Raw genomic sequence first — 22441 nt, 5'->3', positions numbered from 1 at the left:
CGTCGTCGGACGCGCGGCTTACAAGGATTGAACAAGATGAACCAGATGAATCCCGCCTTCGTGATGCCCGACGTGCAGAGCACGGTGGATACCCGTCAGATCCCGATTCAGCGCGTGGGCGTGAAGGCGGTCCGGCATCCGTTGACGGTGTGCACCGAAAGCGGCGACGTGCAGCCGACCGTCGGTGTCTGGAACCTCGACGTCCGCCTGCCTGCCGACCAGAAAGGCACGCACATGTCGCGCTTCGTCGCGCTGCTCGAAGAGAACCGCGCGCCGCTGACGGTCGAGCGTTTCCGCGCGATGCTCGCGTCGATGCTCGAGAAGCTCGAAGCCGAAGCCGGCCGCATCGAGGTCACGTTCCCGTACTTCGTGAACAAGACGGCGCCGGTGTCGGGCGTGCAGAGCCTGCTCGACTACGAAGTGACGCTCGCGGGCGAAAGCCGCAACGGCGACACGCGCCTGTTCCTGAAGGTGCTCGTGCCGGTGACGAGCCTGTGCCCGTGCTCGAAGAAGATCTCGCAGTACGGCGCGCACAACCAGCGCTCGCACGTGACGATCGATGCGGAGCTTGCAGCCGACCTGCCGGTCGAGGCGCTGATCCGTATCGCGGAAGAAGAGGCATCGTGCGAACTGTGGGGCCTGTTGAAGCGTCCGGACGAGAAGTTCGTCACCGAGCGCGCCTACGAGAATCCGAAGTTCGTCGAGGATCTCGTGCGCGACGTCGCGCAGCGTCTCGATGCGGACGAGCGCGTGGCCGCCTACGTGCTCGAGGCCGAGAACTTCGAGTCGATCCACAATCACAGCGCGTACGCGCTGATCGAGCGCGACAAGCGTCAGGCTGCATGACGCCGCGTCTTTTTGTCGCGCCATGAAGAAGGCCGCTCGAACGAGCGGCCTTTTTGTTGTCTTGCGTGCGGTGTCGCGTTGCGGGGAGTCAGCGGGCGAGCGACGCGAGATCCCAGCGCGGCTTCACCGTGAATGCGTAGTCCGCATTCGCCTGCTCGGGCCAGCGGCCGAGCCGCAGTGCGCCTGCGAGCGCGATCATCGCGCCGTTGTCGGTGCAGAGCGCGAGATCGGGGTAGTGCACGTCGAAGCCGCGCTTGGCCGCGGCGGCCGACAATGCCGCACGCAACTGGCGGTTCGCGCCGACGCCGCCCGCGACCACGAGGCGCTTGAGTCGGGTCTGCTTCAGCGCGGCGAGCGACTTCGCAACGAGCACGTCGACGGCCGCGTCGACGAAGCCGCGCGCAAGATCGGCTTTCGCGCGCTCGAGTGCTTCGCCTTCCAGCTTCGCCGCCTCGAACTTCTTCATCTGCGTGAGCACGGCCGTCTTCAGGCCGCTGAAGCTGAAGTCGAGATCGCCCGAATGCAGCATCGGGCGCGGCAGCACGACCGCGCCCGGCGTGCCCGTCTCGGCGAGCTTCGACACTTCCGGGCCGCCCGGGTAGCCGAGGCCGATCAGCTTCGCCGTCTTGTCGAACGCTTCGCCGGCCGCGTCGTCGAGCGTTTCGCCGAGCGTCTCGTACACGCCGACGTCGGTCACGCGCATCAGCTGCGTGTGGCCGCCGGATACCAGCAGCGCGATGAACGGAAACGGCGGCGGCGCGTCGACGAGCAGCGGCGACAGCAGGTGGCCTTCGAGGTGATGGATGCCGACGGTCGGCTTGTTCCATGCGAGGGCGAGCGCATTCGCGATGCTCGCGCCGACCAGCAGCGCGCCGGCGAGGCCGGGGCCCTGCGTGAACGCGATCGCATCGATGTCGTCGCGGCGCGTGCCGCTTTGCGCCATCACTTCCTCGAGCAGCGGCAGCGCGCGGCGGATGTGGTCGCGCGACGCGAGCTCGGGCACGACGCCGCCGTAGTCGCGATGCATCGCGATCTGCGAATGGAGCGCGTGCGCGAGCAGGCCGCGCTGCGTGTCGTAGAGCGCGAGGCCGGTTTCGTCGCAGGAGCTTTCGATGCCGAGAACGAGCATGGGTGCGGGCAGGGCGCGCGGTGTCGGGCGCGCCGCGGGAAGGTCAACGTAACCGGAAAGTATAGCAGGCGAGGGCCGGCCGGCGCAGGCGGCGGCCCGGGCCCGATGCCGGGCAGGTACAATCCGCGCCATGGAAACCTATGACATCGCCGTGATCGGCGCGGGCGCCGCCGGGATGATGAGCGCCGCGGTCGCCGGGCAGCTCGGCCGCCGCGTCGTGCTGATCGATCACGCGCCGCGGCTCGCCGAGAAGATCCGCATCTCGGGCGGCGGCCGCTGCAACTTCACGAACCTGTACGCCGGCCCCGACAACTATCTGTCGTCGAATCCGCATTTCGCGCGCTCGGCGCTGGCGCGCTATACGCCGCGCGACTTCCTCGGGCTGCTCAAGCGCCATCACGTGACCTGGCACGAAAAGCACAAGGGCCAACTCTTCTGCGACCACGGCAGCGACGCGATCATCGACGTGCTGAAGCACGAGTGCGACGCGGGCGGCATCGCGTGGCGCCGGCCCGTCGTCGTCGATGCGGTGCGCCACGCGCCGGCCGACGGCTTCGTGCTCGACACGCAGCAGGCCGGCGCGATCGGTGCGCGCGCCCTGATCGTCGCGACGGGCGGCCTGTCGATTCCGAAGATCGGCGCGACCGACTTCGGCTACCGGCTGGCGAAGCAGTTCGGCCACAAGCTCGTCGATACGCGGCCCGCGCTCGTGCCGCTGACGTTCGCGCCGCAGGACTGGGAGCCGTTCGCGGCGCTGTCGGGCGTGTCGCTCGAGGTACGCGTGTCGACCGGCGACAGGAAGCGCGGCGGCGAATTCGTCGAGGATCTGCTGCTGACCCATCGCGGCCTGTCCGGGCCCGGCATCCTGCAGATCTCGAGCTACTGGCAGCCCGGCGACCCGATCCGCGTCGACCTGCTGCCGCAGCGCGACTCGGTGGCCGACCTGCTCGACGCGAAGCGCACATCGAAGCGCCAGATCGGTTCGCTGCTCGCCGACTGGGTGCCGTCGCGTCTCGCCCATGCGTGGCTCGATACGCATCGCGTCGCGGCCGACGCGCGGCTCGCGGACCTGCCCGACCGGACGCTGCGCCAGATCGGCGAGGCGCTGTCCGGCTGGACGCTGACGCCGAACGGCACCGAGGGCTACAAGAAGGCCGAAGTGACGAAGGGCGGGGTCGATACGCGCGAGCTGTCGTCGGCGACGATGATGAGCGCGCGCGTGCCGGGGCTGTATTTCGTCGGCGAGGCGGTGGACGTGACGGGCTGGCTCGGCGGCTACAACTTCCAGTGGGCATGGGCGTCCGGCACGGCGGCCGGGCAAGCGGCGGCGGAGTATTCGCGCGTCGTCTGACGGGCCGCGGCGGCCCGTTCAAGCGGGACCAGGCCCCGTGCCTTTAGGCAATCGCTCTGCTATACTCGGTAGTCTTTCCCTGCAAACCTTTATTCGTGTCGGATCATGACGATCATTCGCGTTAAAGAGAACGAGCCGTTCGAAGTTGCAATGCGTCGCTTCAAGCGCACGATCGAGAAGAATGGTCTGCTGACCGAGCTTCGCGCGCGCGAGTTTTACGAGAAGCCGACCGCGGAGCGCAAGCGCAAGAAGGCCGCTGCGGTGAAGCGTCATTACAAGCGGATTCGCAGCCAGACGCTGCCGAAGAAGCTGTACTGAACGATTGGGCGCCGCGCGGTTCGCTGAGCGGCGCACCGGCGACTCCGTGCGATCGGGTGCGATCGCACAGCCGATCAGGCGGCGAGTCGCCGATGCCGGATTCGAGCAACCCGCTTGAGACACTGTCCCAAGCGGGTTTTTGTGTTGACGCCCGCTCACGGGCGTCGGATTCACGTTTCCATCCCGGGTGAAAGATGAGTTTGAAAGAGCAGATCAGCGAAGACATGAAGGCCGCGATGCGCGCGAAGGAAAGCGAGCGCCTGGCGACGATTCGCCTGCTGATGGCCGCGATCAAGCAGCGTGAGGTCGATGATCGCGTGACGCTCGACGACGCGGGCATCACGGCCGTGATCGACAAGATGATCAAGCAGCGCAAGGATTCGATCAGCCAGTTCCAGGCCGCCGGCCGCGACGACCTCGTCGCGAAGGAGCAGGCCGAGCTGACCGTGCTGGGCGGTTACATGCCCGCGCAACTGTCGGACGCCGAAGTGGCGGCCGAAGTCCAGGCGGCGGTCGCGCAAACCGGCGCAGCCGGTCCGCAGGACATGGGCAAGGTGATGGGTGTGCTGAAAGGCAAGCTCGCCGGTCGTGCCGACATGACGGCCGTTTCCGCGCAGGTCAAGGCCGCGCTCACGAAGTAAAACCCGTTCCCGGCGCGCCCAGCGATGCGTGCGCCGGGCGCCGTATTGTCTTTTTTCGTTCGATCCCACGGTGATTCCGCATTCGTTCCTGCAGGACTTGCTGAACCGCGTCGATATCGTCGACGTGGTGGGTCGGTACGTGCAGCTCAAGAAGGGCGGCGCCAACTTCATGGGGTTGTGCCCGTTCCATAACGAGAAGAGCCCGTCGTTTACCGTCAGCCCGACCAAGCAGTTCTATCACTGCTTCGGTTGCGGCGCGCACGGCACGGCAATCGGCTTCCTGATGGAGCACGCGGGGCTCACGTTCCCGGAAGCCGTGCAGGAACTCGCGCAGTCCGTCGGGCTGACCGTGCCGCACGAGCCGTCGATGCGCGGCGGAGGCGGGGGCGGTGGCGGCGACTATCCGGCGCCGGTGTCGAAATCGGTCGCGACCGCGCTGTCCGATGCGATGACGGCCGCGTGCGACTACTACCGCAAGCAGTTGCGCGGTGCGACCGTCGCGATCCAGTACCTGAAGAATCGGGGCCTGACCGGCGAGATCGCCGCGCGTTTCGGCCTCGGCTACGCGCCGGACGGCTGGCAGAACCTCGAAGCCGCGTTCCCGGACTATCGCGACGAGTCGCTCGTCGAGTCGGGGCTCGTGATCGTCAGCGAGAAGACCGACGCGCAGGGCGTCGCGCGCCGCTACGACCGGTTCCGCGAGCGGATCATGTTCCCGATCCGCAACGTGAAGGGACAGGTGATCGGCTTCGGCGGCCGCGTGCTCGGCAGCGGCGAACCGAAATACCTGAACTCCCCCGAAACGCCGCTGTTCAACAAGGGCAGCGAACTGTACGGGTTGTTCGAGGCGCGGCTCGCGATTCGCGAGCGCAAGTACGTGCTGGTCGTCGAAGGCTACATGGACGTCGTCGCGCTCGCGCAGCTCGGGTTCCCGAACGCGGTCGCGACGCTCGGCACCGCGTGCACGCCGATTCACGTGCAGAAGCTGCTGCGCCAGACCGACACGGTCATTTTCAGTTTCGACGGCGATTCGGCCGGGCGGCGGGCGGCGCGGCGCGCGCTCGAGGCTTGCCTGCCGCATGCGGGCGACAACCGCACGATCCGGTTCCTTTTTCTGCCGACCGAGCACGATCCGGACAGCTATGTGCGCGAGTTCGGCGCCGAAGCGTTCTCCGAGCAGGTCGAGCGCGCGATGCCGCTGTCACAATTTCTGTTGAACGAAGCAATTTCGGGCAAGGCGCTCGATCAGCCGGAAGGCCGCGCGAAGGCGCTGTTCGATGCGAAGCCGCTGCTGCAGGCGCTGCCCGCGAACGCATTGCGCGCGCAGATCATGCACATGTTCGCGGACCGCCTCGATATTCCGTTCGAAGAGGTCGCGGCGCTGTCCGACGTCGATACGCGGATCGCGGCGCCGCCGCGCCAGGCGCCCGCGCGCAGCGAGCGGCGCCGCGTGACGGACAGCGAAAAGCGCGCACTGCGCACGCTGGTGATGCATCCGCGCATCGCGTCGCAGCTCGACGACGAGCAGATTGCGACCCTGCGCACGTTGCCGCGCATCGGCGAGCTGTTCGCGGAAGTCGTCGACCATGCGCGCGCGCTGGGCGACGGCGCGGAGTTCCGGTTGCTGTCGGATGTCCTGCGGACGTCCTCGAACGGGGCGACTTACGAGGAAATCTTCCGCGAAATTCTGGACTATGATGAAAACGTCCGCGATTTGCTGTTACAGAATCCGGCAGACGAGACGGTGCCCGAGCGGCAGCGTGAGCAGGAACGGATCGCGGGGGAGGAGCTGCAGGCGGCGGTGCTCAAGATGCGTTATGACGCCTGCTGCGACCGGCTTGACCGGCTGGCGCGGCAATCCACCTTCACACCCGAGGAGTTGGCCGAATTGACGGAATTGAACCAGCAGCGAACCGACATGAAACGTCGGCTCGGGCTGTAGGCGGCCGGGGCGCTTAGAGAGGGCTCCCCAGCGTGCTATAATATAAGGTTTCCAGCGGTTTGTTTTCTAAGCAGAGGCGAGATTCGCGATGGCAAAGACGACAGGCGGAAAGAAAGCAACAGGCAAGGGCTCGACGGAGCCGACCAAGAAGGTCACAGCGGCCAAGTCTGCTTCTTCCTCCAGGACAACGTCTTCAGCCACGTCAGCCCCAGCAGGAAAGAAAACCGCGGCCGGCACTGCTCAGGCTGCGCCGGCACCGGCAGCCAGAACACGGGCTGCCGCGAGACCCGACTCCGGGCCGGCCAAGCCGGCGGCGAAGCGGGCAAGTGCGAAAAGCGCAAGGGACACGACTGCCGACGCGGACGAAACGGCAGTACGTACTACTCATGCACCCACGGTTCAACCGGCTGTCGTCCAGCAGCCGCGAGTCGATATAGCCGGTACGGCGAACTCCATGACCAAAAAGCTGAACGAAGTATCCGTCGAAGACGACGCAAATCAGAGCGACGAGCAGCCCGCCGCAGCCGCGGCTGCTCCGGGCAAATCCAAGGTGCGCGATCGTCGCGCCAAGGAAAAGGCGCTGCTGAAGGAAGCGTTCGCGACGAGCACGCCGGGCACGGCCGAGGAGCTCGAAGAGCGCCGCGTGAAACTGCGCGCGCTGATCAAGCTCGGCAAGGAGCGCGGCTTCCTGACGTACGCCGAAATCAACGACCACCTGCCGGACAACTTCACCGAGACCGAAGCCCTCGAAGGCATCATCGGCACGTTCAACGACATGGGCGTGGCGGTTTACGAGCAGGCGCCGGACGCGGAAACGCTGCTCCTGAACGACAACGCACCCGCTGCGTCGTCGGACGATGAAGTCGAGGAGGAAGCGGAAGTCGCGCTGTCCACCGTCGATTCGGAATTCGGCCGCACGACCGATCCGGTCCGGATGTACATGCGCGAAATGGGCACGGTCGAGCTGCTCACGCGCGAAGGCGAAATCGAGATCGCGAAGCGGATCGAGGACGGCCTGCGCCACATGGTGATGGCCATCTCCGCGTGCCCGACGACGATCGCCGACATCCTCGCGATGGCCGAACGCGTCGCGAACGAAGAGATTCGCGTCGACGAACTCGTCGACGGCCTGCTCGATCCGAATGCGTCGGACTCCGCCGATACCGACGGTTTCTCCGCGAAGGAAGCGGAAGCGATCGAGAACGAGGACGAGGAAGCCGAAGAGGAAGAGGAAGAAGAGGAAGAGGAGGAAGACGACGGTGCCGCGCAGGCATCGGCGAACGCCGCCCAGCTCGAAGCCCTCAAGCGCGCATCGCTCGAGAAGTTCTCGCAGATCAGCGAGTGGTTCGACAAGATGCGCCGTGCGTTCGAAAAGGAAGGCTACAAGTCGAAGGCCTACCTGAAGGCGCAGGAAACGATCCAGACCGAACTGATGACGATCCGCTTCACCGCGCGTACCGTCGAGCGCCTGTGCGACACGCTGCGTGCGCAGGTGGACGAAGTGCGTCAGGTCGAACGTCAGATCCTGCACATCGTCGTCGACAAGTGCGGCATGCCGCGCTCGGAATTCATCGCACGCTTCCCGGGCAACGAGACCGATCTCGACTGGGCCGAGAAGATCACCGCCGAAGGCCATTCGTACAGCGCGGTGCTGTCGCGTAACGTCCCGGCGATCCGCGAACAGCAGCAGCGCCTGCTCGACCTGCAGGCGCGTGTCGTGCTGCCGCTGAAGGACCTGAAGGAAACCAACCGCCAGATGGCGGCCGGCGAACTGAAGGCGCGCCAGGCGAAGCGCGAAATGACCGAGGCGAACCTGCGTCTCGTGATCTCGATCGCGAAGAAGTACACGAACCGCGGCCTGCAGTTCCTCGACCTGATCCAGGAAGGCAACATCGGCCTGATGAAGGCGGTGGACAAGTTCGAATACCGTCGTGGCTACAAGTTCTCGACCTACGCGACGTGGTGGATCCGTCAGGCCATCACGCGTTCGATCGCGGACCAGGCGCGCACGATCCGTATTCCGGTTCACATGATCGAAACGATCAACAAGATGAACCGCATCTCGCGGCAGATCCTGCAGGAAACCGGTCTCGAGCCGGATCCGGCAACGCTCGCCGAGAAGATGGAGATGCCGGAAGACAAGATCCGCAAGATCATGAAGATCGCGAAGGAGCCGATCTCGATGGAAACGCCGATCGGCGACGACGACGATTCCCATCTCGGCGACTTCATCGAGGACAACAACACGGTCGCGCCGGCGGATGCAGCGCTGCATGCCAGCATGCGCGACGTCGTGAAGGATGTGCTCGATTCGCTGACGCCGCGCGAGGCGAAGGTGCTGCGGATGCGTTTCGGTATCGAGATGAGCACCGACCACACGCTCGAGGAAGTCGGCAAGCAGTTCGACGTCACCCGCGAGCGGATCCGTCAGATCGAGGCCAAGGCGCTGCGCAAGCTGCGTCACCCGAGCCGTTCCGACAAGCTGAAGTCGTTCCTCGAAGGGAACTGATTTCCAGCGTCTCTCCTGCGAACGCCGCCGGCATCCGCGTGATGCCGGTGGCGTTTGTCTCCTTTGTTGTTACAATGCCGGCCCGGCTCCGTTGCCGGGGTCGCGTGTAGCACGCGTCGTCATTCACCAGGGCTTGTAGCTCAGCGGTTAGAGCAGTCGACTCATAATCGATTGGTCGCGGGTTCGAACCCCGCCGGGCCCACCAGATTCGCTTCCAACGTTGTCCGAGGAAGTCTCGAAACCCGCGATGCCATAAGGCTTCGCGGGTTTTTTGTTTCCATGGACAGTGACAGGGCAAGCGAGGGCGGCCGGTGGACTTTTCCCGTTATCTGTTGCCCCCGGACCTGTGCAGCTTCGCGAATCGCCGTGCGTTCGGTGCGGCCATGCTCGGCGCCCGAGCGACGGCTATCGGACGATAGAGCCGTCCGTGGCGCGACGGATTGGCCGCGAGGCGGCGCCTAGAAATCCGAGCGCACCGTCAACATCACGTTGCGCGCGTCGCCGAATACGCTGTAATAGGTGCTGGGCGGACGAATGTAGTACCTGCGATTGAACACGTTATTCAATTGCAGCGACGCCGTCACGTGCTTGTTGAAACGATATCCCGCTTGTGCGTCGAAAACCGCATAGCCACCCTGTTCGACGCCACGCGAAATACGCGTTTGCGCGAGCATGCCGCCCCCGATCGAGAATCCGCGTAACGGGCCTCGCGAGAGCGTATATCGGGTCCACAGCTTGAACAGATGCTTCGGATCCGTGCCGTCGGTGAGATCGGGCGAGTCGTTCTCGTAGTGGGCGTTCAGATACGTGTAGCCAGCATAGAGATTCCAGTCCGGCGTCGGCTGGCCGGTGAGTTCGAGTTCGATACCCTGATTGCGTGCCTTGCCTGCGGATACGTAATAGAACTGATGGGCAGGATCGGCAACGGCACGGTTGTCGTCGTTGATGCGGAACAGCGCGGCGTTCGCATTCAGGCGGCCGTCGAGCAGGCTGCTTTTCATGCCCACTTCGTACTGCTCTCCCGAGCGCGGCGGCAGGCCCGGCCCCGAGTACGTGCCTTGCGTTTGCGCATCGAGGAAACGCGCATAGTTGGCATAGGCCGTCAGCGACGGCACGATATCCCACAGCAAGCCGGCGGACGGCAGGAAGCGATGATTGACCTGCGCGTTGGTCGTCCAGTCCGCGACGCTCGGCAACGTCGACTGCGTGCGGTCTTGCAGGAACGCCTCGCGGCCGCCGAGCACGAGCGTCAGCGGCGCGGCGAGCTTGATGCGCGCCTGCGCATAGACGCCGTATTGCACGGTGCGGTGATTGGTGCCGAACGTGTACGGTACGTCCACGGCGGGTACCGCATTGGGATCGTAGAGACTGTAGGCGCCCCCGTACGGGCCGCTCAACGCGCGGTAACCCGACTGCGCGCCCGAGGTCATCACCGCGTAGTTCGCGCCGATGGTCAGCGTGTGCGTTTGCCCCCAGAGGCGGACCGGGCCGGACACATTGGTGTCCGCGCCGAACCAGTCGTAGCTCGTGCGCTGCCGCTGGTCTCCGAAACGCGCGAGGCCGTTTGCGGTCGCGCCGGGGCCGGAGTACGCGTAGTAGGCCTTGGAGAGTTCGTGGCGGTAGAACAGCGTGGTCGAGGATTGCCACGCGCTTTCGAACCGATGCACGAGGTTGGCGTTGACCTCTTGCAACGAGGTGTACGCGTAGTTCCAGCTTGGGCTGAAGTTCCGTGTATATTCGCTCGGCACGCGCCCGGTGAGCGCGGTACGCGTGCTGTTCAGCACGCCGCCCGCACCGTAATCGATGCCGGAAATCGGCGAGACCTGATAGCCGCCCGAGAGCGACAGCGTCGTGCGCGGCGTGAGGTCCCAATCGAGCGCGCCGTAGGCCATCGCCTCCTTGCTGCGCGTGCGCTCGATGGATTGCGGACCGGTGCTGCCCACGAGAACGGCACGTCCGCGCAGCGTGCCGTCCTTGTTCAGCGGCCCGGTGACGTCGATCATCTGGCGCACGCTGCCGAACGAATCGACCTGTGTTTCCGTGGCGAGGTGGAACTGATCCTGAGGGCGCTTGCGCACGAGATTGACGACGCCGCCCGGCTCGCCCATGCCATCGATCGAGCCTGCCGGGCCGCGCAGGATTTCGACGCGGTCGTACATCGCCAGATCGAATTGCAACTGGTACTGCAGGCCGCTCAGTGTCGGGACCCCGTCGAATTCAATGCCGAGCTGCGAGCCGCGCGCGCGGAAGTACGCGGTACCGTCGCCGTAGTCGATCGAACTGACGCCGGTCACGGAGCGCAACGCCTGCTGGATGGTCGTGACGTTCTGGTCGTCCATCCGCTCGCGCGTGAGCACCGAGACCGAGTTTGGCGTCTCCTTGATCGATTGCGCGACTTTTCCGCCGATGGTGGCCCACTTCGCAGCGTAGCTGCCGCTGCCTTCGGTGGTCGCATCGGCGTCCCTTGTGCCCACCACCGTCAAGGCGGGCAGCATGTCGCCGGCCGGGGCCGGCGTGCCTTGCGCGTGCGCCCACGAGGAGGCGAGGCACAGCGCCGAAAAGGCGAGCGGGGCACCGCTGCATCGTCCCGTCGTCGCGCGCCGTGCGCGCGGGTGGTCTATTCTCGTTGTCATGGTTGATCATCCCGATGTTGAAAAATGTCGAACTGCTTCCTCCCGCCAGCGGCGGGTTGAAAAATGGGGGGGACGATCGTTATCGACGGGCATCAGAGATGCCTCGTCTATCTGTAAATCAATGCACTACTGAATAACTTCCGGACCGACATCGTGGTCGATCCCGCGACCCGTGACGCAATTACCGCCGCAACCCGCGCAGCATCACGAGCGCGACGAGCCACGGTCCGCCGAGCAGCGTGGCGACGAGGCCGGTCGCGATTTCCTGCGGAAAAGCGATCTGCCGCCCGAGCCAGTCCGCCGTCACCATCAGCAGCGCGCCGAGCGTTGCGGCCAGATAAAGCTGCGGCACGGGGCGGCGCGCACCGGAAAACCGAGCGATATGCGGCGCGATCAGCCCGACGAACGACAACGGCCCGACAATCACGGTAGCCGCCGCCGTTGACATGGCCGCCAGCAGCAGCAACGCGAAGCGCGCGCGACCCACGGGCACGCCGACGCTTGCCGCGACGTCGGTGCCGAGCGCAAGAGCGGCGAGCCAGCGTCCGGTCAGCGGTGCAACGGCGAGCGTCAGGAGCGCCAGTGCCGCGACGCTCCAGGCGATGTCGGGCGCGACGTAGTAGGTGGATCCGATCAGCAGATCGACGAGCACGCCCGCCCGCGGATCGCCGCTTGACATCAGCGCGCCGACTACCGCGTTGAACAGCGCACTGATCGACAGCCCGACGAGCAGCAGGCGCTCGGGCGCGAATCGCGCGCGCCGTCCGAACCAGACGAGCAGCACCAACGTCGCGAACGTGCCGGCCACGCACCCTGCTACCAGTGCGGCGGGAACAAGGTGGTGACTGAGAAACAGTACGGCAACCATGCCGAACATGCCGCCGGAACCCACGCCGAGCACGTCGGGACTCGCCATCGGATTCGCGCTCATGCGTTGCAGCAGTGTTCCCGCGACGGCGAGCAGAGCGCCCGCCGCCAGCGCCGCGACGAGGTGGGGTACGCGCCAGAACAGCAGGCTTTCGATTTGCGTGAGCGTGGCGACGCTCGCGCCGGCGGGGCCGCGAGAGACCGCCAGCGACAGCACGCATGCGAGCGGTAGCAGCATGACCCACGCCAGCGCCATCGCGCGAGGCGCGCGACGCTCATGCCGGGGGGCTGCTGCAGTATGCGCATCGGGCCGCGTGCGCAAACGCGGCAGCAACCCGACGAGCAGCGGCACGCCCACGATCGCGGTCGCGCTTCCGGTCGCGATCACGTGCGCGGAAAACATGTCGGCCCGCGCGGCCGTGCGCACGATTTCATCGGTGAGCCACAGCAGCGCCGCGCCGGTGAGCGGTGACCACACGAGCCGCGCGCGCAATTGCCGCGCGCCGGCCAGGCGGGCCAGCAACGGCGCGGCCAGGCCGATGAAGCCGATGACGCCCACTTCGGCGACCACGAACGCCGTGAGCGCGACCGCGACGAACAACGCGGCGCCGCGCACCCATCCGACCGCGACACCAAGATGGCGCGCCGTCGTGTCGCCTGCGTCGAACAGACTCAGCGGACGATAGAGCAGTGCGGCGGCGCCCGCGCAGGCGGCGAGCTGCATGCCCAGATGCAGCGTCGGTTGCCAGCCGTTCTGGTCGAGCGCGCCGCCGCCCCAGATCTGCAAGCCTGCAAGCCGGTCGAAATGCACCACCGAGATCGCGAGACTGATCGCGCCGCAGTACAGGTTCACGACCATGCCGCCGAGGATCACGCCGAGCGGCGACATACGTTGCGCCCATGCCAGCGCGAACACGACGAGCATCGCGGCCGCGCCGCCCACCAGCGCCAGCGTGCTTCGACCCATGGCCAACCAGCCGGGCATCCAGATCGTCGCGACAGACAGCGTGAGATACGCGCCGGGGAACACCCCGAGCGTCATGGGTTCCGCGAGCGGATTGCGCAGCACCTGTTGCATCAGCGCGCCCGCGAGACCGAGTGCGGCGCCGCACAGCAGGGTCATCGCGACGCGCGGCAGCAGGCTGTAGTGGACGAGCAGGGCCCCCACGTCCTGCGTGTCTGCGGTGGCCGCGAGCGCGCGCCACAAGGATGCGCTCGCCAGTGCGCGATGCACGTCCGTGGCGGTGAGGCACGCGGCGAGTACGGCCATGGCGCCGACCAGCGCCAGGCGCCGATCGCTTGTCCGCGCGATGCGTCCGGCCAGCACGAGATTACGCAAGGCCGCCTCCGCCTTGCTCCAGTGTGGCCAGTGCGATCGAGACGGCCGCGGCGAAGCGGTGCATCGACACGAGTCCGCCGAAGGCCGCGATCACCGGCAGGACTGCGACGCGTTTCTCGCGCACGGCAGGCAGCGCACGCCACAACGGGCTCTGGTTCAGCGCGGCACGCACGGCGGCGCGCAGCGGACCGATCAGCAGGATGTCCGCGTGCGGGACATCGAACAGCCGTTCCAGCGCGACGGCGGCCGAACCGGTGACGGAGGTGCGCCACGGCGTGGCGACCGTTCGGCTCGCCACGTCGCGAGGATGGGCGGCATTGTCGACACCGATGCGCGCGAGCACGTCGTCGAACAGGCTACCCGTGCCATAGACGCGAAAATGTCGCTCGTCGAGTGCTTCGGCGACGATCACGGCTCGCGCCGGGTGAGCCCCGGTGTTCGCGATCCGGGTGGCCACCGACGCGAATTCCCGTTGCGCGGCGGCGATCAGCTCGGTGGCGCGTAGCGGCGCATCGATCGCGCGCCCCATCGCGGATGTTTCGTCGCAGAGCACCTCGAGAGGCCGTGCAGCGCTCATGTATGTGCCGAGCGTGAGCGTCGGCGCGATGCGTCGCAGCGGCGTCATCAACGCGGCATGCGCCGGCGTGACGATGATGAGATCCGGCGCGAGCGCGAGCAGCACCTCGAAGTTCGGCTGATAGAGCAGGCCGACATCGGCGACGCCGGGCGGCAACGGCGGCGTCACGATGCCGCTCGCATACCAGTCGGGCAATGGAATGCCGACGGGCGCGCGCCCGAGCGCGAGCAGCGTTTCCGTGAGTTCCCAGTTGAGCACCACGATGCGATGCGGGAACCGCGTGACCGCGGCAGCGACGCATGGCGCGGAGAACCATGGGCCTGAGCCGGCGAGCGCGGTGAGCGCGACGAGCAGTTGCCGGCGGCGCGGATTCGCAACGAGCAGGTTCATGCCGGAAACCCCAGACGCCGCCCGCTGACCGGATCGGCACTCACGCGCATCGGCACGCCGTAGATCGATTCGAGGTGCACCGGGTTCATGATGTCGGCGGCGCGCTCGCGCATCAGCAGACGGCCCTCGCGCAGCGCCACGATACGGTCGCAGAACCGCGCGGCCATGTTCACGTCGTGCAGAACGACGACGGCGCTCATCGCCCTCGTCGCGCAGAGCGTGCGCACGAGTTCGAGCACGGAGAGCTGATGGTTGAGGTCGAGCGCCGACGTCGGTTCGTCGAGCAGCATGCAGCGGCAGTCCTGTGCGACCAGCATCGCCAGCCATGCACGCTGACGCTCGCCGCCCGACAGGACGTCGACGGGACGATCGGCGTGACGGAGCACATCCGCTGCACGCATCGCGCGCTCGACGTGCGCGGCGTCTTCTTCCTCGAAGCGACCGAGTGCGCCATGCCACGGATAACGCCCGAGGGCGACCAGTTCGTGCACGGTCATACCGTCGGTGGGCGGCGTCTGCTGCGGTAAATACGCGACCTGACGCGCGAACTGGCGTGCGCCCCAGCCGGCGAGCGGCTTGCCCGCGTAGCGAATCGTGCCGGCAGTGGGGGCGAGCTGACGAGCGAGCAATTTGACGAGCGTGGATTTGCCCGAACCGTTGTGCCCGACCAGTCCGGTCACGCATGCGGGTTCGAGCGCGAGATCGATCGATTGCAGCAGGGGACGGCCGCTGGCGACGTACGACACGCGTTCGAGCGAGAACGTCGCGGCAGGGCCGGTGTTGCCGCATGCGGAGCGGGCTGCTTCGTCGCGCACGATTGGGCTCATGCCGCGCTCGCCATGTCGTTGCCGCCCGTATGCCGCGCATGGTCCGCGCCGGCGGTAATCGCGGCGATTCGCCCGTTCTCGAGCTTGACGAGCCGGTCGGCAAGATCGAAGTAGCGATCGTCGTGCGTGATGACCAGCACGGTCTTGCCGTTCGCCTTCAGCGCGGGCAACAGCGTGCGATAGAACACGTCCTTGAAGGCCGGGTCCTGATCGGCCGCCCATTCGTCGAAGACATAGAACGGTCGATCCTCCAGGAATGCGACCAGCAGCGCGAGGCGTTTGCGCTGACCTTGCGAAAGGGCGAGCGTGGAGAACGTGCCGTGCTCGATGCGCACCTTGTGGTCGAGTTGCAGCGCGACGAGCAACGTACGTGCCATCCCTTCGCGTTCGCCGGTCAGGCCGAGCAGCGAATCGAACAGATGGAAATCGCTGAAGACCACCGAAAAACGCTGTCGATACGCGGCGCGCGTCGCGTCGTCCACGGCGACGCCGTCGACGAGCAGACGGCCGCGCTCGGGCGCGTAAAGGCCGACGAGCAGCTTCGCGAGCGTGGTCTTGCCGCTGCCGTTGCCGCCGACGAGATACACGAGTTCCCCCGCGTCGAAGGTCAGATCGATGGGCCCGAGCGTGAACAGGCCATCGTCGCTTTCGCGCACATAACGATGTTCGACACCCTCGAACACGATGCGCGAGAATCCCTCGGCCGGGGCCGGTGCGGTGGCGGAATCGGCGTGATTGCCTGGTTCGGCCGGCAGCGCCGCCTCGAGCTCGCCGATGCGCTCGAACGCGACGCGTGCCGAGTTGAGCGACGGCAGCGCCGCGAGCAGCCCTTCGACCGGCATGATCAGATAGAGGAACACGAGCGCGTAGCCCGACATGACGTGCGCGTCGGCGCCGAACAGATGCGCGAGCACGAAAGTCGTCAGGCCGACGAAGCCGAACAGCAGCAAATTTCCCCAGCTTGCCGCGAGCGCGTGCAGCACATAACCGCGCGTGCGCTCCACGCGCACCGCCTCCACGTGCGGTGCGAGCTCGCTACCGACGAACGCGTTCGCACGCGCGCGATGCAGCTTGAGTTCCTTGGCGCCGTCGAACAACGCGCGAAACCGGTTCAGCAGTTTGTCCTCGCGGTCGCGCGATGCGCGCAGATGACGCAGCGCGCGGGTGCTCACCAGCTGCGTGCCGAGCGTGCCTGCCCCGAGCACGCCCAATGCGACCGCGAGGATCGGCAGCGACAGCATGCCGAGGTACGCGAGACACCCGACGATCACGGCGCCCTGCATCGCCATGGAGGGCAGGCTCACGAAGAACACGACGATGCTGTCGAGATCCTGGGTCAGCGCGCCCATCGCGCGGGCCGCGCCGCAGCGCTCCAGATCGCGGAACGACGCGGCGGTAATGCGGCCGATCGTCTGCATGCGCAGTTGCGCCTTGACGCGTTGACCGAGATACATGAATAGCGCCTGCGAGCCGATGCGCGTCACGAGTACCAGCGCGGCGAGCAGCACGAAGCGCATGCCCAGGTGCATCAGTTGTGCGCCTGACGCTTGCAACGCCTGATTGATGAGGGCCACGAGCGCCGCGTTCGCGAAGCCGCTCGCGAGACTCGCGAGCAACGCGACCGGCAGCAGCCAGCGTGAGTAGCGGATCAATGAGGCAATCAGAGGCATAAGTGGCGGAAGGTTCGTGCGGACGTGCAAGCTGCATGTGTCGTGTCTCATACATGAGAATGAGACGTATTAAATATGTCGGACGGGATTTGGCCGTGACCATTGATGGATAAGGAGATTAATGCCTCGAGCCGCCGAAAGGTAGACACTCGATATCGATTTTTTGACAAAATTTGGTGAATTTGAAATATCATGGCTCACCTCCTTTCGACCGTCTCCGATGAAGGCCTTCCTGCTCAAGCGCTATCCGCTGGCGCGGGTGCCGCTGCCGCGCGAAGTGGCCGCCACCCTCGTGAATTACCGTCAAGGCGAACGCGTTGCCTGGCATCAGCATCGTCATGGCCAGCTCGTCTTTGCAGCCAAGGGCGTCGTCCGCGTGCTCACACCGGCCCGCACATGGACACTCCCGCCGTCGCGGGCGGTGTGGCTGCCGTCGGACGTCGATCACGAACTGCATGCCGTGGGCGACACCGCGCTATGCAGCGTCTATGTGGAGCCCGAGGTGTTTCCGTGGTCCTGGGAAGAACCGGCGGTCATCGCCGTGTCGGTGTTGCTGCGGGAGCTCGCGCTCACGGTGGTCGACGGGGCGGATACTTATACGGCCACGAGCCGCGCCGGGCTGGCCGCGTCGTTGCTGATGAAAGTGCTCGCGGAAACGCCGAGCCTCGCCGAGCCTGGTGTGCCCTTGCCACGCGACGAACGCCTGCTCAAGCTGTGCGAGCACATGATGAACGACCCCGCGAGCGATCTCACGCTGGACTTCTGGGGCGAGCAATTCGGCGCCAGCGGCCGTACGCTCGCGCGCCGGCTGCATGCCGAGACGGGGCTGACGTTCGTGGCCTGGCGGCAGCAGATGCGTGTCGCGGAAGCGATCACGCGCCTCGCGCTCGGCCAGTCGGTTGCGCAGGTGGCGAAGGATCTCGGGTATCGCAGCGCGAGCGCGTTCATCGTCATGTTCCGGCGGATCACCGGCGAATCGCCGCAGCGATATCTCGCGGCAGGTTGAGCGGCATGATTCGGACGGTCGGCGGTTCGGCCACATGACCGGCGGGAAACACGGAAATGGTGCAGTACCGATCGCAATCGAAGTATGCTGTGGCGCGGCACGGCCCGTGCGCGATACGCGTCGCGCAACGGACGGCCGACCCGCGCCGTGAGTCATCCGGCGACCAGAAAAACAGACTTCGCCGGGAGTGGGGACGGTCATCATGACCATGCTGCGTTCGTGGGGTGCGATTCTTTCGTTGCTGGCGCTCGTTGCGTGCGCCAGCCTTCCGCCGCAGGCCGATCGCGCGCCGACGCATGCGTACACCGATACGGAACACACCCGCCTGGGCGCGGCGTTCCAGCAGCAGGCCAGCGCCCATCCCGGGCAGGATGCGTTCCATCTGCTGACCGATCCGGTCGATGCGCTGGATGCGCGCGTGCTGCTGGCCGACCGGGCCGACCGGTCGCTGGATCTTCAGTACTACATCTGGCACGACGACCTGACCGGACATGAACTGGCCGATGCGGTCATTCGCGCGGCCGATCGTGGCGTGCGCGTGCGCGCGCTGCTCGACGATCTCGGCACGAACGCGGACGACCGCAAGCTGCTCGAGATCAGTTCGCATCCGAACATCGAGATCCGGTTGTTCAATCCGGTGGCCACGCGCCGGTTCAAGAAGATCGGCACGGTGTTGGAGTTCGCGCGCGTCAACCGGCGCATGCACAACAAGGCGATGATCGCGGACAACCAAGTGGCGATCGTCGGTGGCCGCAATATCGGCGACGAGTACTTCGGCGCATCGTCGATGCTGGAGTTCGGCGATCTCGACGTCGTCGTCCACGGTCCGGCCGTGAAGGACATCTCGACCGAATTCGATACGTTCTGGAATTCTCCGTACGCGTATCCGATCGATGCGCTGGTCGGGCACGATGCGGCGCCGGGCGGGCTCGATCGCGAGCGCGAACGGCTGCGCGACTACCTGCGGGCGATGGAGGACAATCCGTACGTGCTCGAGGCCCGGCAGCGGCTCGACCAGATCGTGCATGGGCAGGGCACGGAACTGTCGTGGGGGCACGCGACGGTGCTGTACGACGATCCGTCGAAGATCGCGCATGCGCCGAAGGACGCCGACGGACACCTGATGCCGCAGCTGCGTGCGCTTGCATTGCAGCCTCGGCACGACCTGCTGATCGTGTCGCCGTATTTCGTGCCGGGCAAGGAGGCCGTCGAACGATTGCGGGCGCTCACGGCGCGCGGCGTGAGCGTGACGGTGTTGACCAACTCGCTTGCGTCGACCGACGTGGCGGCCGTGCATGCCGGCTACCGGCATTATCGAAGCGATCTGGTGAAGGCCGGCGTGCGGCTCTACGAGCGGCGGCCGTCGGGCGACAAGAGCATTTCGAAGCAGGTCATCATCGGCTCGTCGCGCGCGTCGCTGCACGCAAAGACCTACGTGTTCGATCACACGAGCATTTTCATCGGATCGATGAATCTCGATCCGCGCTCGTTGAACCTCAATACGGAGATCGGAGTTTACTGCGAGAGCCCGGCGATTGCGTCCCAGGTGGCGAACGATCTCGAAGCGCGACTCGACCGGATCGCGTGGCGTGTCGAGCCGCGCACCGATGCGGCCGGGCAGGGGCGGCTCAAGTGGATCCAGACCGATGCGGACGGGAAGGTCACCGAGATCGATCACGAGCCGGAGGTTTCAGCGGCGCGACGAATGGAAGTCTGGTTTCTGGGGTTGTTTCCGATCGAATCGCAACTGTGAGCGCCGCTCAGCGGCGCGGGCGGCCGAGTCGTTCGATGACGGCCGCGAACTGCGTCGTCGCCGTTTCGATCGTCGTGTCGTCCAGCCCGGAATAGCCGAGCACGAAGCCGTTGTACGTGCGGCCCTCGCCGACGCGATAGCTGCTCAGCGGCTGCAGCAGCAAGCCATGCGCGGAGGCGGCGCGCGCGACTTCGGCGTCGTGCAGCGGCGTCGCGAGATCCGCCGACAGATGCATGCCGCCCGGGCTGTCACGCACGCTCAACACGGTGCCGAGGTGGCGCGCGAGGGCCGCCTCGAGGCGGCTGCGCCGGTCGGCATAACGCGACTTCATCGTGCGCAGATGTCGTGCAAAGAGGCCGGTGTCGATGAATTCGGTCATCGCGAGCTGATCGGCCGAATGACCGCGATGGACGAAGCGGCGGTGAAAATCAGCGATTCGCTGCCGTCCGACAAGGACGAGGATCTGGCGTTTGCGGTGTGGACCGGAATACTGCCGCTGAAGACGGCGCGCGGCACACCGGTGCATGCGGACGGCGGCGTGCCCGTGCCGGACTACGTGCGGAGCTGGGCCGATTGATCGGCGGATCGCCCGACGGCAGCGCGGCATTCGCGCTACCGTCGGCGGGACTTACCCCGGATGATGCTCGTGCGACTCATGCTGCGGGTGGGACTCGGGCGGGTGCGGATGCGGCGCCGCCGCGTGCTCGGTTGCCGGTTGCCGAGGGCGCGGTGCCGCGTGTTCCTGCAGCGGCGCTTCGGCGTGCGGCTGCATCTCTTTGCGCTGCTGCTGCTGAGCCTCGTTGCGTCGCTGGGCCTGCGCGCGTTCCTGTTGTTGCGCTTCGTTGCGTTGCTGCAGCGCTTCGCGTTGCTGCGCCGCGTTGTGCTGTTGCATTTCCTCGCGTTGTTGTTGCTGTGCTGCCGCATGATTTTCCTGCGCGGTTGCACGCTCCTGTTGCATCGCCTGCTGCCGCTCTTCGCGCGTCGCGCCGGACGGATGCTGCGCCGGTGCCACGGCATGTGGCGCATTCGCACGGTTCTGCGCGAATGCTTCTGGCGCGGGTCGCGTGCCGGGGCGCGCGTCGTTCGCGCCGAAGTGCGGCATCGTCATCGGCGCTGCGCCCGCGCGCGGCGCCATGGCCTGTCCGCGCATCGGTTCGGCACCCGGCTGTGCGGCATTGCGTTCGATCGTCGTGTTGTTGTTGGTGACGTTGCCGCCGTAGTTGTTCGTGATGCGCGTGTTGCGGATGTTGGTGATGTTGTTGATCACGGTGGTCGACTTCGTCACGTACGTGGTGTGGTTGTACACCACGGCCGGGCGCTGCCACCCGCCGTTCCACCTCGGGCCTTCCGGATGCGGTGCCCCCCAGTTCACGCCCCACGCATGCCAGCCCCAGTCGTGGTGTCCGAAGATCGCGGCGCCGACGGCGATGCCGACGCCGAACGTGATCACGCTGGCCGCCACGACTTCGCCGGTGCTGTATGCGGGCGGCCGGTAAACGTAGCCGGGGTAGGCCGATACCGGCTCGCCGTAGACGACGGTCGGGTTGTACGACGGCACGTACACGACATCCGGCTGCGCGGGCTCGATCTCGATTGCCTGCCCGGGCGGCGGCACGATCGCCGGCCCGGCGTACCCCACGGGCGCGTCGGTGGCCGGCGTATAGCCGGTCGGTGCGGCCCGCGCGACTTGCGTGACGCGTATCTGGCCGCCCGAGCGGAGATGGCCGGACGTCTGGGCGCGCTGGCGCATCACCTGGATCGCGTTCATCACGTCGGTCGGATCGTTGTAGTACGCCTGGCCGAGCGACGTGGTCCAGACCGGGTTCGACGCCATCTGCGACAGCACCGCGGGGAAGGCGGTCAGCGCCTTGACGGACGGGTCCCACGGCTGCGCATCGGCGGCGGCCGCGAGTGCCTGCCCCTTCAATGCCGGATTCTGCGTGACCCAATTGTTCGCGGCGCTCACCTGGTCCGGATACGTCGCACCCGCCAGCACCAGCGCGACGAGCTTGTCGGGGAACAGCGCGATCGGCGCGACCATCTGGTAGAGCTGGTCGGCGCTCGGCGGCGTGTAGGCAACGGGTGTCGAGGCCGGCTGCGCGGCCGCGGCCGCGCTCGCGTCGCTCGCCGGTGCGGCGGGGCTGCCGTCGCCGTTCTTGTTGCAGGCCGACAGGCCGAGCAGCGACACGATGAGGGACGAAGCGATCAACGTCCTGACGGGGCGGTGTGCACGTGTGTTGTTCATGTTGTTGTCCGTTCGGTGTGGAGGCAGCGTTGGCAGGCACGCGGGCTGCGCGATCGGCTTGAGCACCGTGCCGCGATCGTCCGCGCCTGCGCCGGCGGCAGCGGCCGGCGCAGGCGGCAAGATCGTGTTCGCATGATGGAAGTCCCGCGACGAATCGTCATATTCGGTTAAACGCACGACACGCGCGGAAGTTGTCGCAGCGTTGTGTAACAGTGTGTACCTTGCGGTCCGTAAGCGGGCGGCCACCCGGCGGGTAAGGAACCTGAAAGTTGCTGGCGCAACGATTGCAAGGTCGGCGCGCGTATCGTCCTGCCCGATGCCGCTTCGCGAGCTGACGCGGAATGCAGAAAACCCGCGACGGCTTGCACCTGTCGCGGGCTTTACGCGGTTGCGTGCGG

The 22441-nt window shown here is 66.4% G+C and carries 16 protein-coding genes, 1 tRNA gene and 1 pseudogene; 10 read left to right on the top strand and 8 right to left on the bottom strand.

What is annotated here, in order from left to right; translation table 11 throughout:
• Window positions 1–36 precede the first annotated feature (36 nt).
• On the top strand, window positions 37–846 hold the full coding sequence (gene folE2 / locus AC0KUR_RS01825) for a GTP cyclohydrolase FolE2 (protein WP_011355803.1): 810 nt from the start codon (window positions 37–39) through the stop codon (window positions 844–846).
• Between the two features lie 88 nt (window positions 847–934).
• Here the strand turns inward: folE2 and tsaD are convergent, their stop codons facing one another.
• The gene (tsaD, locus tag AC0KUR_RS01820; protein ID WP_034185741.1) at window positions 935–1975 is read right to left on the bottom strand and encodes a tRNA (adenosine(37)-N6)-threonylcarbamoyltransferase complex transferase subunit TsaD; all 1041 of its coding nucleotides are present in this window, start codon (window positions 1973–1975) and stop codon (window positions 935–937) included.
• Window positions 1976–2105: 130 nt separating this feature from the next.
• On the opposite strand from tsaD, the gene AC0KUR_RS01815 reads away from it, so the two are divergent.
• From AC0KUR_RS01815 to AC0KUR_RS01790, 6 genes are all read left to right on the top strand, one after another.
• Window positions 2106–3326: a BaiN/RdsA family NAD(P)/FAD-dependent oxidoreductase gene (locus tag AC0KUR_RS01815; RefSeq protein WP_473375264.1), complete on the top strand. Its 1221-nt coding sequence runs from the start codon at window positions 2106–2108 to the stop codon at window positions 3324–3326.
• A 105-nt stretch (window positions 3327–3431) separates the two neighbouring features.
• A complete protein-coding gene (rpsU, locus tag AC0KUR_RS01810; RefSeq protein WP_006479415.1) occupies window positions 3432–3644 on the top strand; it encodes a 30S ribosomal protein S21 in 213 nt (70 codons plus the stop codon).
• A 194-nt stretch (window positions 3645–3838) separates the two neighbouring features.
• Window positions 3839–4285, top strand: a complete 447-nt coding sequence (locus AC0KUR_RS01805; RefSeq protein WP_006479409.1) for a GatB/YqeY domain-containing protein — start codon at window positions 3839–3841, stop codon at window positions 4283–4285.
• Window positions 4286–4355: 70 nt separating this feature from the next.
• Complete coding sequence (gene dnaG, locus AC0KUR_RS01800; protein WP_034185743.1) at window positions 4356–6227, top strand: DNA primase; 1872 nt, start codon at window positions 4356–4358, stop codon at window positions 6225–6227.
• Window positions 6228–6315: 88 nt separating this feature from the next.
• Window positions 6316–8736, top strand: a complete 2421-nt coding sequence (rpoD, locus tag AC0KUR_RS01795) for an RNA polymerase sigma factor RpoD (RefSeq protein WP_080287699.1) — start codon at window positions 6316–6318, stop codon at window positions 8734–8736.
• Between the two features lie 129 nt (window positions 8737–8865).
• Window positions 8866–8941 (top strand) — tRNA-Ile (locus AC0KUR_RS01790).
• 253 nt (window positions 8942–9194) lie between these two features.
• Here the strand turns inward: AC0KUR_RS01790 and AC0KUR_RS01785 are convergent.
• The 5 genes from AC0KUR_RS01785 to AC0KUR_RS01765 form a co-directional block, all read right to left on the bottom strand.
• Window positions 9195–11369, bottom strand: coding sequence for a TonB-dependent siderophore receptor (locus tag AC0KUR_RS01785; RefSeq protein WP_473375263.1), 2175 nt, complete (start codon window positions 11367–11369; stop codon window positions 9195–9197).
• Between the two features lie 181 nt (window positions 11370–11550).
• On the bottom strand, window positions 11551–13575 hold the full coding sequence (gene fhuB, locus AC0KUR_RS01780; RefSeq protein WP_473375262.1) for a Fe(3+)-hydroxamate ABC transporter permease FhuB: 2025 nt from the start codon (window positions 13573–13575) through the stop codon (window positions 11551–11553).
• Window positions 13568–14542: an iron-siderophore ABC transporter substrate-binding protein gene (locus AC0KUR_RS01775; protein WP_473375261.1), complete on the bottom strand. Its 975-nt coding sequence runs from the start codon at window positions 14540–14542 to the stop codon at window positions 13568–13570. The genes fhuB and AC0KUR_RS01775 overlap by 8 nt, the downstream gene beginning before the upstream one ends.
• The gene (locus tag AC0KUR_RS01770; protein WP_124609461.1) at window positions 14539–15369 is read right to left on the bottom strand and encodes an ABC transporter ATP-binding protein; all 831 of its coding nucleotides are present in this window, start codon (window positions 15367–15369) and stop codon (window positions 14539–14541) included. Before AC0KUR_RS01770 ends, AC0KUR_RS01775 begins: the two co-directional genes overlap by 4 nt.
• On the bottom strand, window positions 15366–17039 hold the full coding sequence (locus AC0KUR_RS01765) for a cyclic peptide export ABC transporter (protein ID WP_473375260.1): 1674 nt from the start codon (window positions 17037–17039) through the stop codon (window positions 15366–15368). The genes AC0KUR_RS01770 and AC0KUR_RS01765 overlap by 4 nt, the downstream gene beginning before the upstream one ends.
• Window positions 17040–17259: 220 nt before the next feature.
• Here AC0KUR_RS01765 and AC0KUR_RS01760 point away from each other — a divergent pair, with 220 nt between their 5' ends.
• Both AC0KUR_RS01760 and AC0KUR_RS01755 read left to right on the top strand, forming a co-directional pair.
• The gene (locus AC0KUR_RS01760) at window positions 17260–18045 is read left to right on the top strand and encodes an AraC family transcriptional regulator (protein ID WP_034185749.1); all 786 of its coding nucleotides are present in this window, start codon (window positions 17260–17262) and stop codon (window positions 18043–18045) included.
• A gap of 202 nt (window positions 18046–18247) precedes the next feature.
• Window positions 18248–19798, top strand: a complete 1551-nt coding sequence (locus tag AC0KUR_RS01755) for a phospholipase D-like domain-containing protein (RefSeq protein ID WP_473375259.1) — start codon at window positions 18248–18250, stop codon at window positions 19796–19798.
• A 7-nt stretch (window positions 19799–19805) separates the two neighbouring features.
• Here AC0KUR_RS01755 and AC0KUR_RS01750 read toward each other — a convergent pair.
• A pseudogene (locus tag AC0KUR_RS01750) lies at window positions 19806–20219 on the bottom strand (MocR-like pyridoxine biosynthesis transcription factor PdxR); the annotation flags it as partial.
• Here AC0KUR_RS01750 and AC0KUR_RS01745 point away from each other — a divergent pair.
• The gene (locus tag AC0KUR_RS01745) at window positions 20196–20375 is read left to right on the top strand and encodes a hypothetical protein (protein ID WP_059558398.1); all 180 of its coding nucleotides are present in this window, start codon (window positions 20196–20198) and stop codon (window positions 20373–20375) included. The pseudogene AC0KUR_RS01750 and the gene AC0KUR_RS01745 sit on opposite strands and share 24 nt — an antisense overlap.
• Before the next feature lie 51 nt (window positions 20376–20426).
• Here AC0KUR_RS01745 and AC0KUR_RS01740 read toward each other — a convergent pair whose 3' ends face one another.
• Window positions 20427–22043 (bottom strand): DUF3300 domain-containing protein, encoded by a 1617-nt coding sequence (locus AC0KUR_RS01740; protein WP_473375258.1) that lies wholly within the window; start codon window positions 22041–22043, stop codon window positions 20427–20429.
• Window positions 22044–22441: the final 398 nt, after the last annotated feature.

It is taken from the genome of Burkholderia sp. YHN3-13, assembly GCF_055810675.1.
The sequence above is the reverse complement of the archived record's forward strand: the minus strand, read 5'-3'. Positions and strand labels throughout refer to the sequence as shown.

What these genes read in the sequence shown, in the direction of transcription:
- folE2 (WP_011355803.1), top strand. Translation starts at nt 37, where the DNA reads ATGAACCAGATGAATCCCGCCTTCGTGATGCCCGACGTGCAGAGCACG.
- tsaD (WP_034185741.1), bottom strand. Translation starts at nt 1,975, where the DNA reads ATGCTCGTTCTCGGCATCGAAAGCTCCTGCGACGAAACCGGCCTCGCG.
- AC0KUR_RS01815 (WP_473375264.1), top strand. Translation starts at nt 2,106, where the DNA reads ATGGAAACCTATGACATCGCCGTGATCGGCGCGGGCGCCGCCGGGATG.
- rpsU (WP_006479415.1), top strand. Translation starts at nt 3,432, where the DNA reads ATGACGATCATTCGCGTTAAAGAGAACGAGCCGTTCGAAGTTGCAATG.
- AC0KUR_RS01805 (WP_006479409.1), top strand. Translation starts at nt 3,839, where the DNA reads ATGAGTTTGAAAGAGCAGATCAGCGAAGACATGAAGGCCGCGATGCGC.
- rpoD (WP_080287699.1), top strand. Translation starts at nt 6,316, where the DNA reads ATGGCAAAGACGACAGGCGGAAAGAAAGCAACAGGCAAGGGCTCGACG.
- AC0KUR_RS01785 (WP_473375263.1), bottom strand. Translation starts at nt 11,369, where the DNA reads ATGACAACGAGAATAGACCACCCGCGCGCACGGCGCGCGACGACGGGA.
- AC0KUR_RS01775 (WP_473375261.1), bottom strand. Translation starts at nt 14,542, where the DNA reads ATGAACCTGCTCGTTGCGAATCCGCGCCGCCGGCAACTGCTCGTCGCG.
- AC0KUR_RS01770 (WP_124609461.1), bottom strand. Translation starts at nt 15,369, where the DNA reads ATGAGCCCAATCGTGCGCGACGAAGCAGCCCGCTCCGCATGCGGCAAC.
- AC0KUR_RS01765 (WP_473375260.1), bottom strand. Translation starts at nt 17,039, where the DNA reads ATGCCTCTGATTGCCTCATTGATCCGCTACTCACGCTGGCTGCTGCCG.
- AC0KUR_RS01760 (WP_034185749.1), top strand. Translation starts at nt 17,260, where the DNA reads ATGAAGGCCTTCCTGCTCAAGCGCTATCCGCTGGCGCGGGTGCCGCTG.
- AC0KUR_RS01755 (WP_473375259.1), top strand. Translation starts at nt 18,248, where the DNA reads ATGACCATGCTGCGTTCGTGGGGTGCGATTCTTTCGTTGCTGGCGCTC.
- AC0KUR_RS01745 (WP_059558398.1), top strand. Translation starts at nt 20,196, where the DNA reads ATGACCGCGATGGACGAAGCGGCGGTGAAAATCAGCGATTCGCTGCCG.
- AC0KUR_RS01740 (WP_473375258.1), bottom strand. Translation starts at nt 22,043, where the DNA reads ATGAACAACACACGTGCACACCGCCCCGTCAGGACGTTGATCGCTTCG.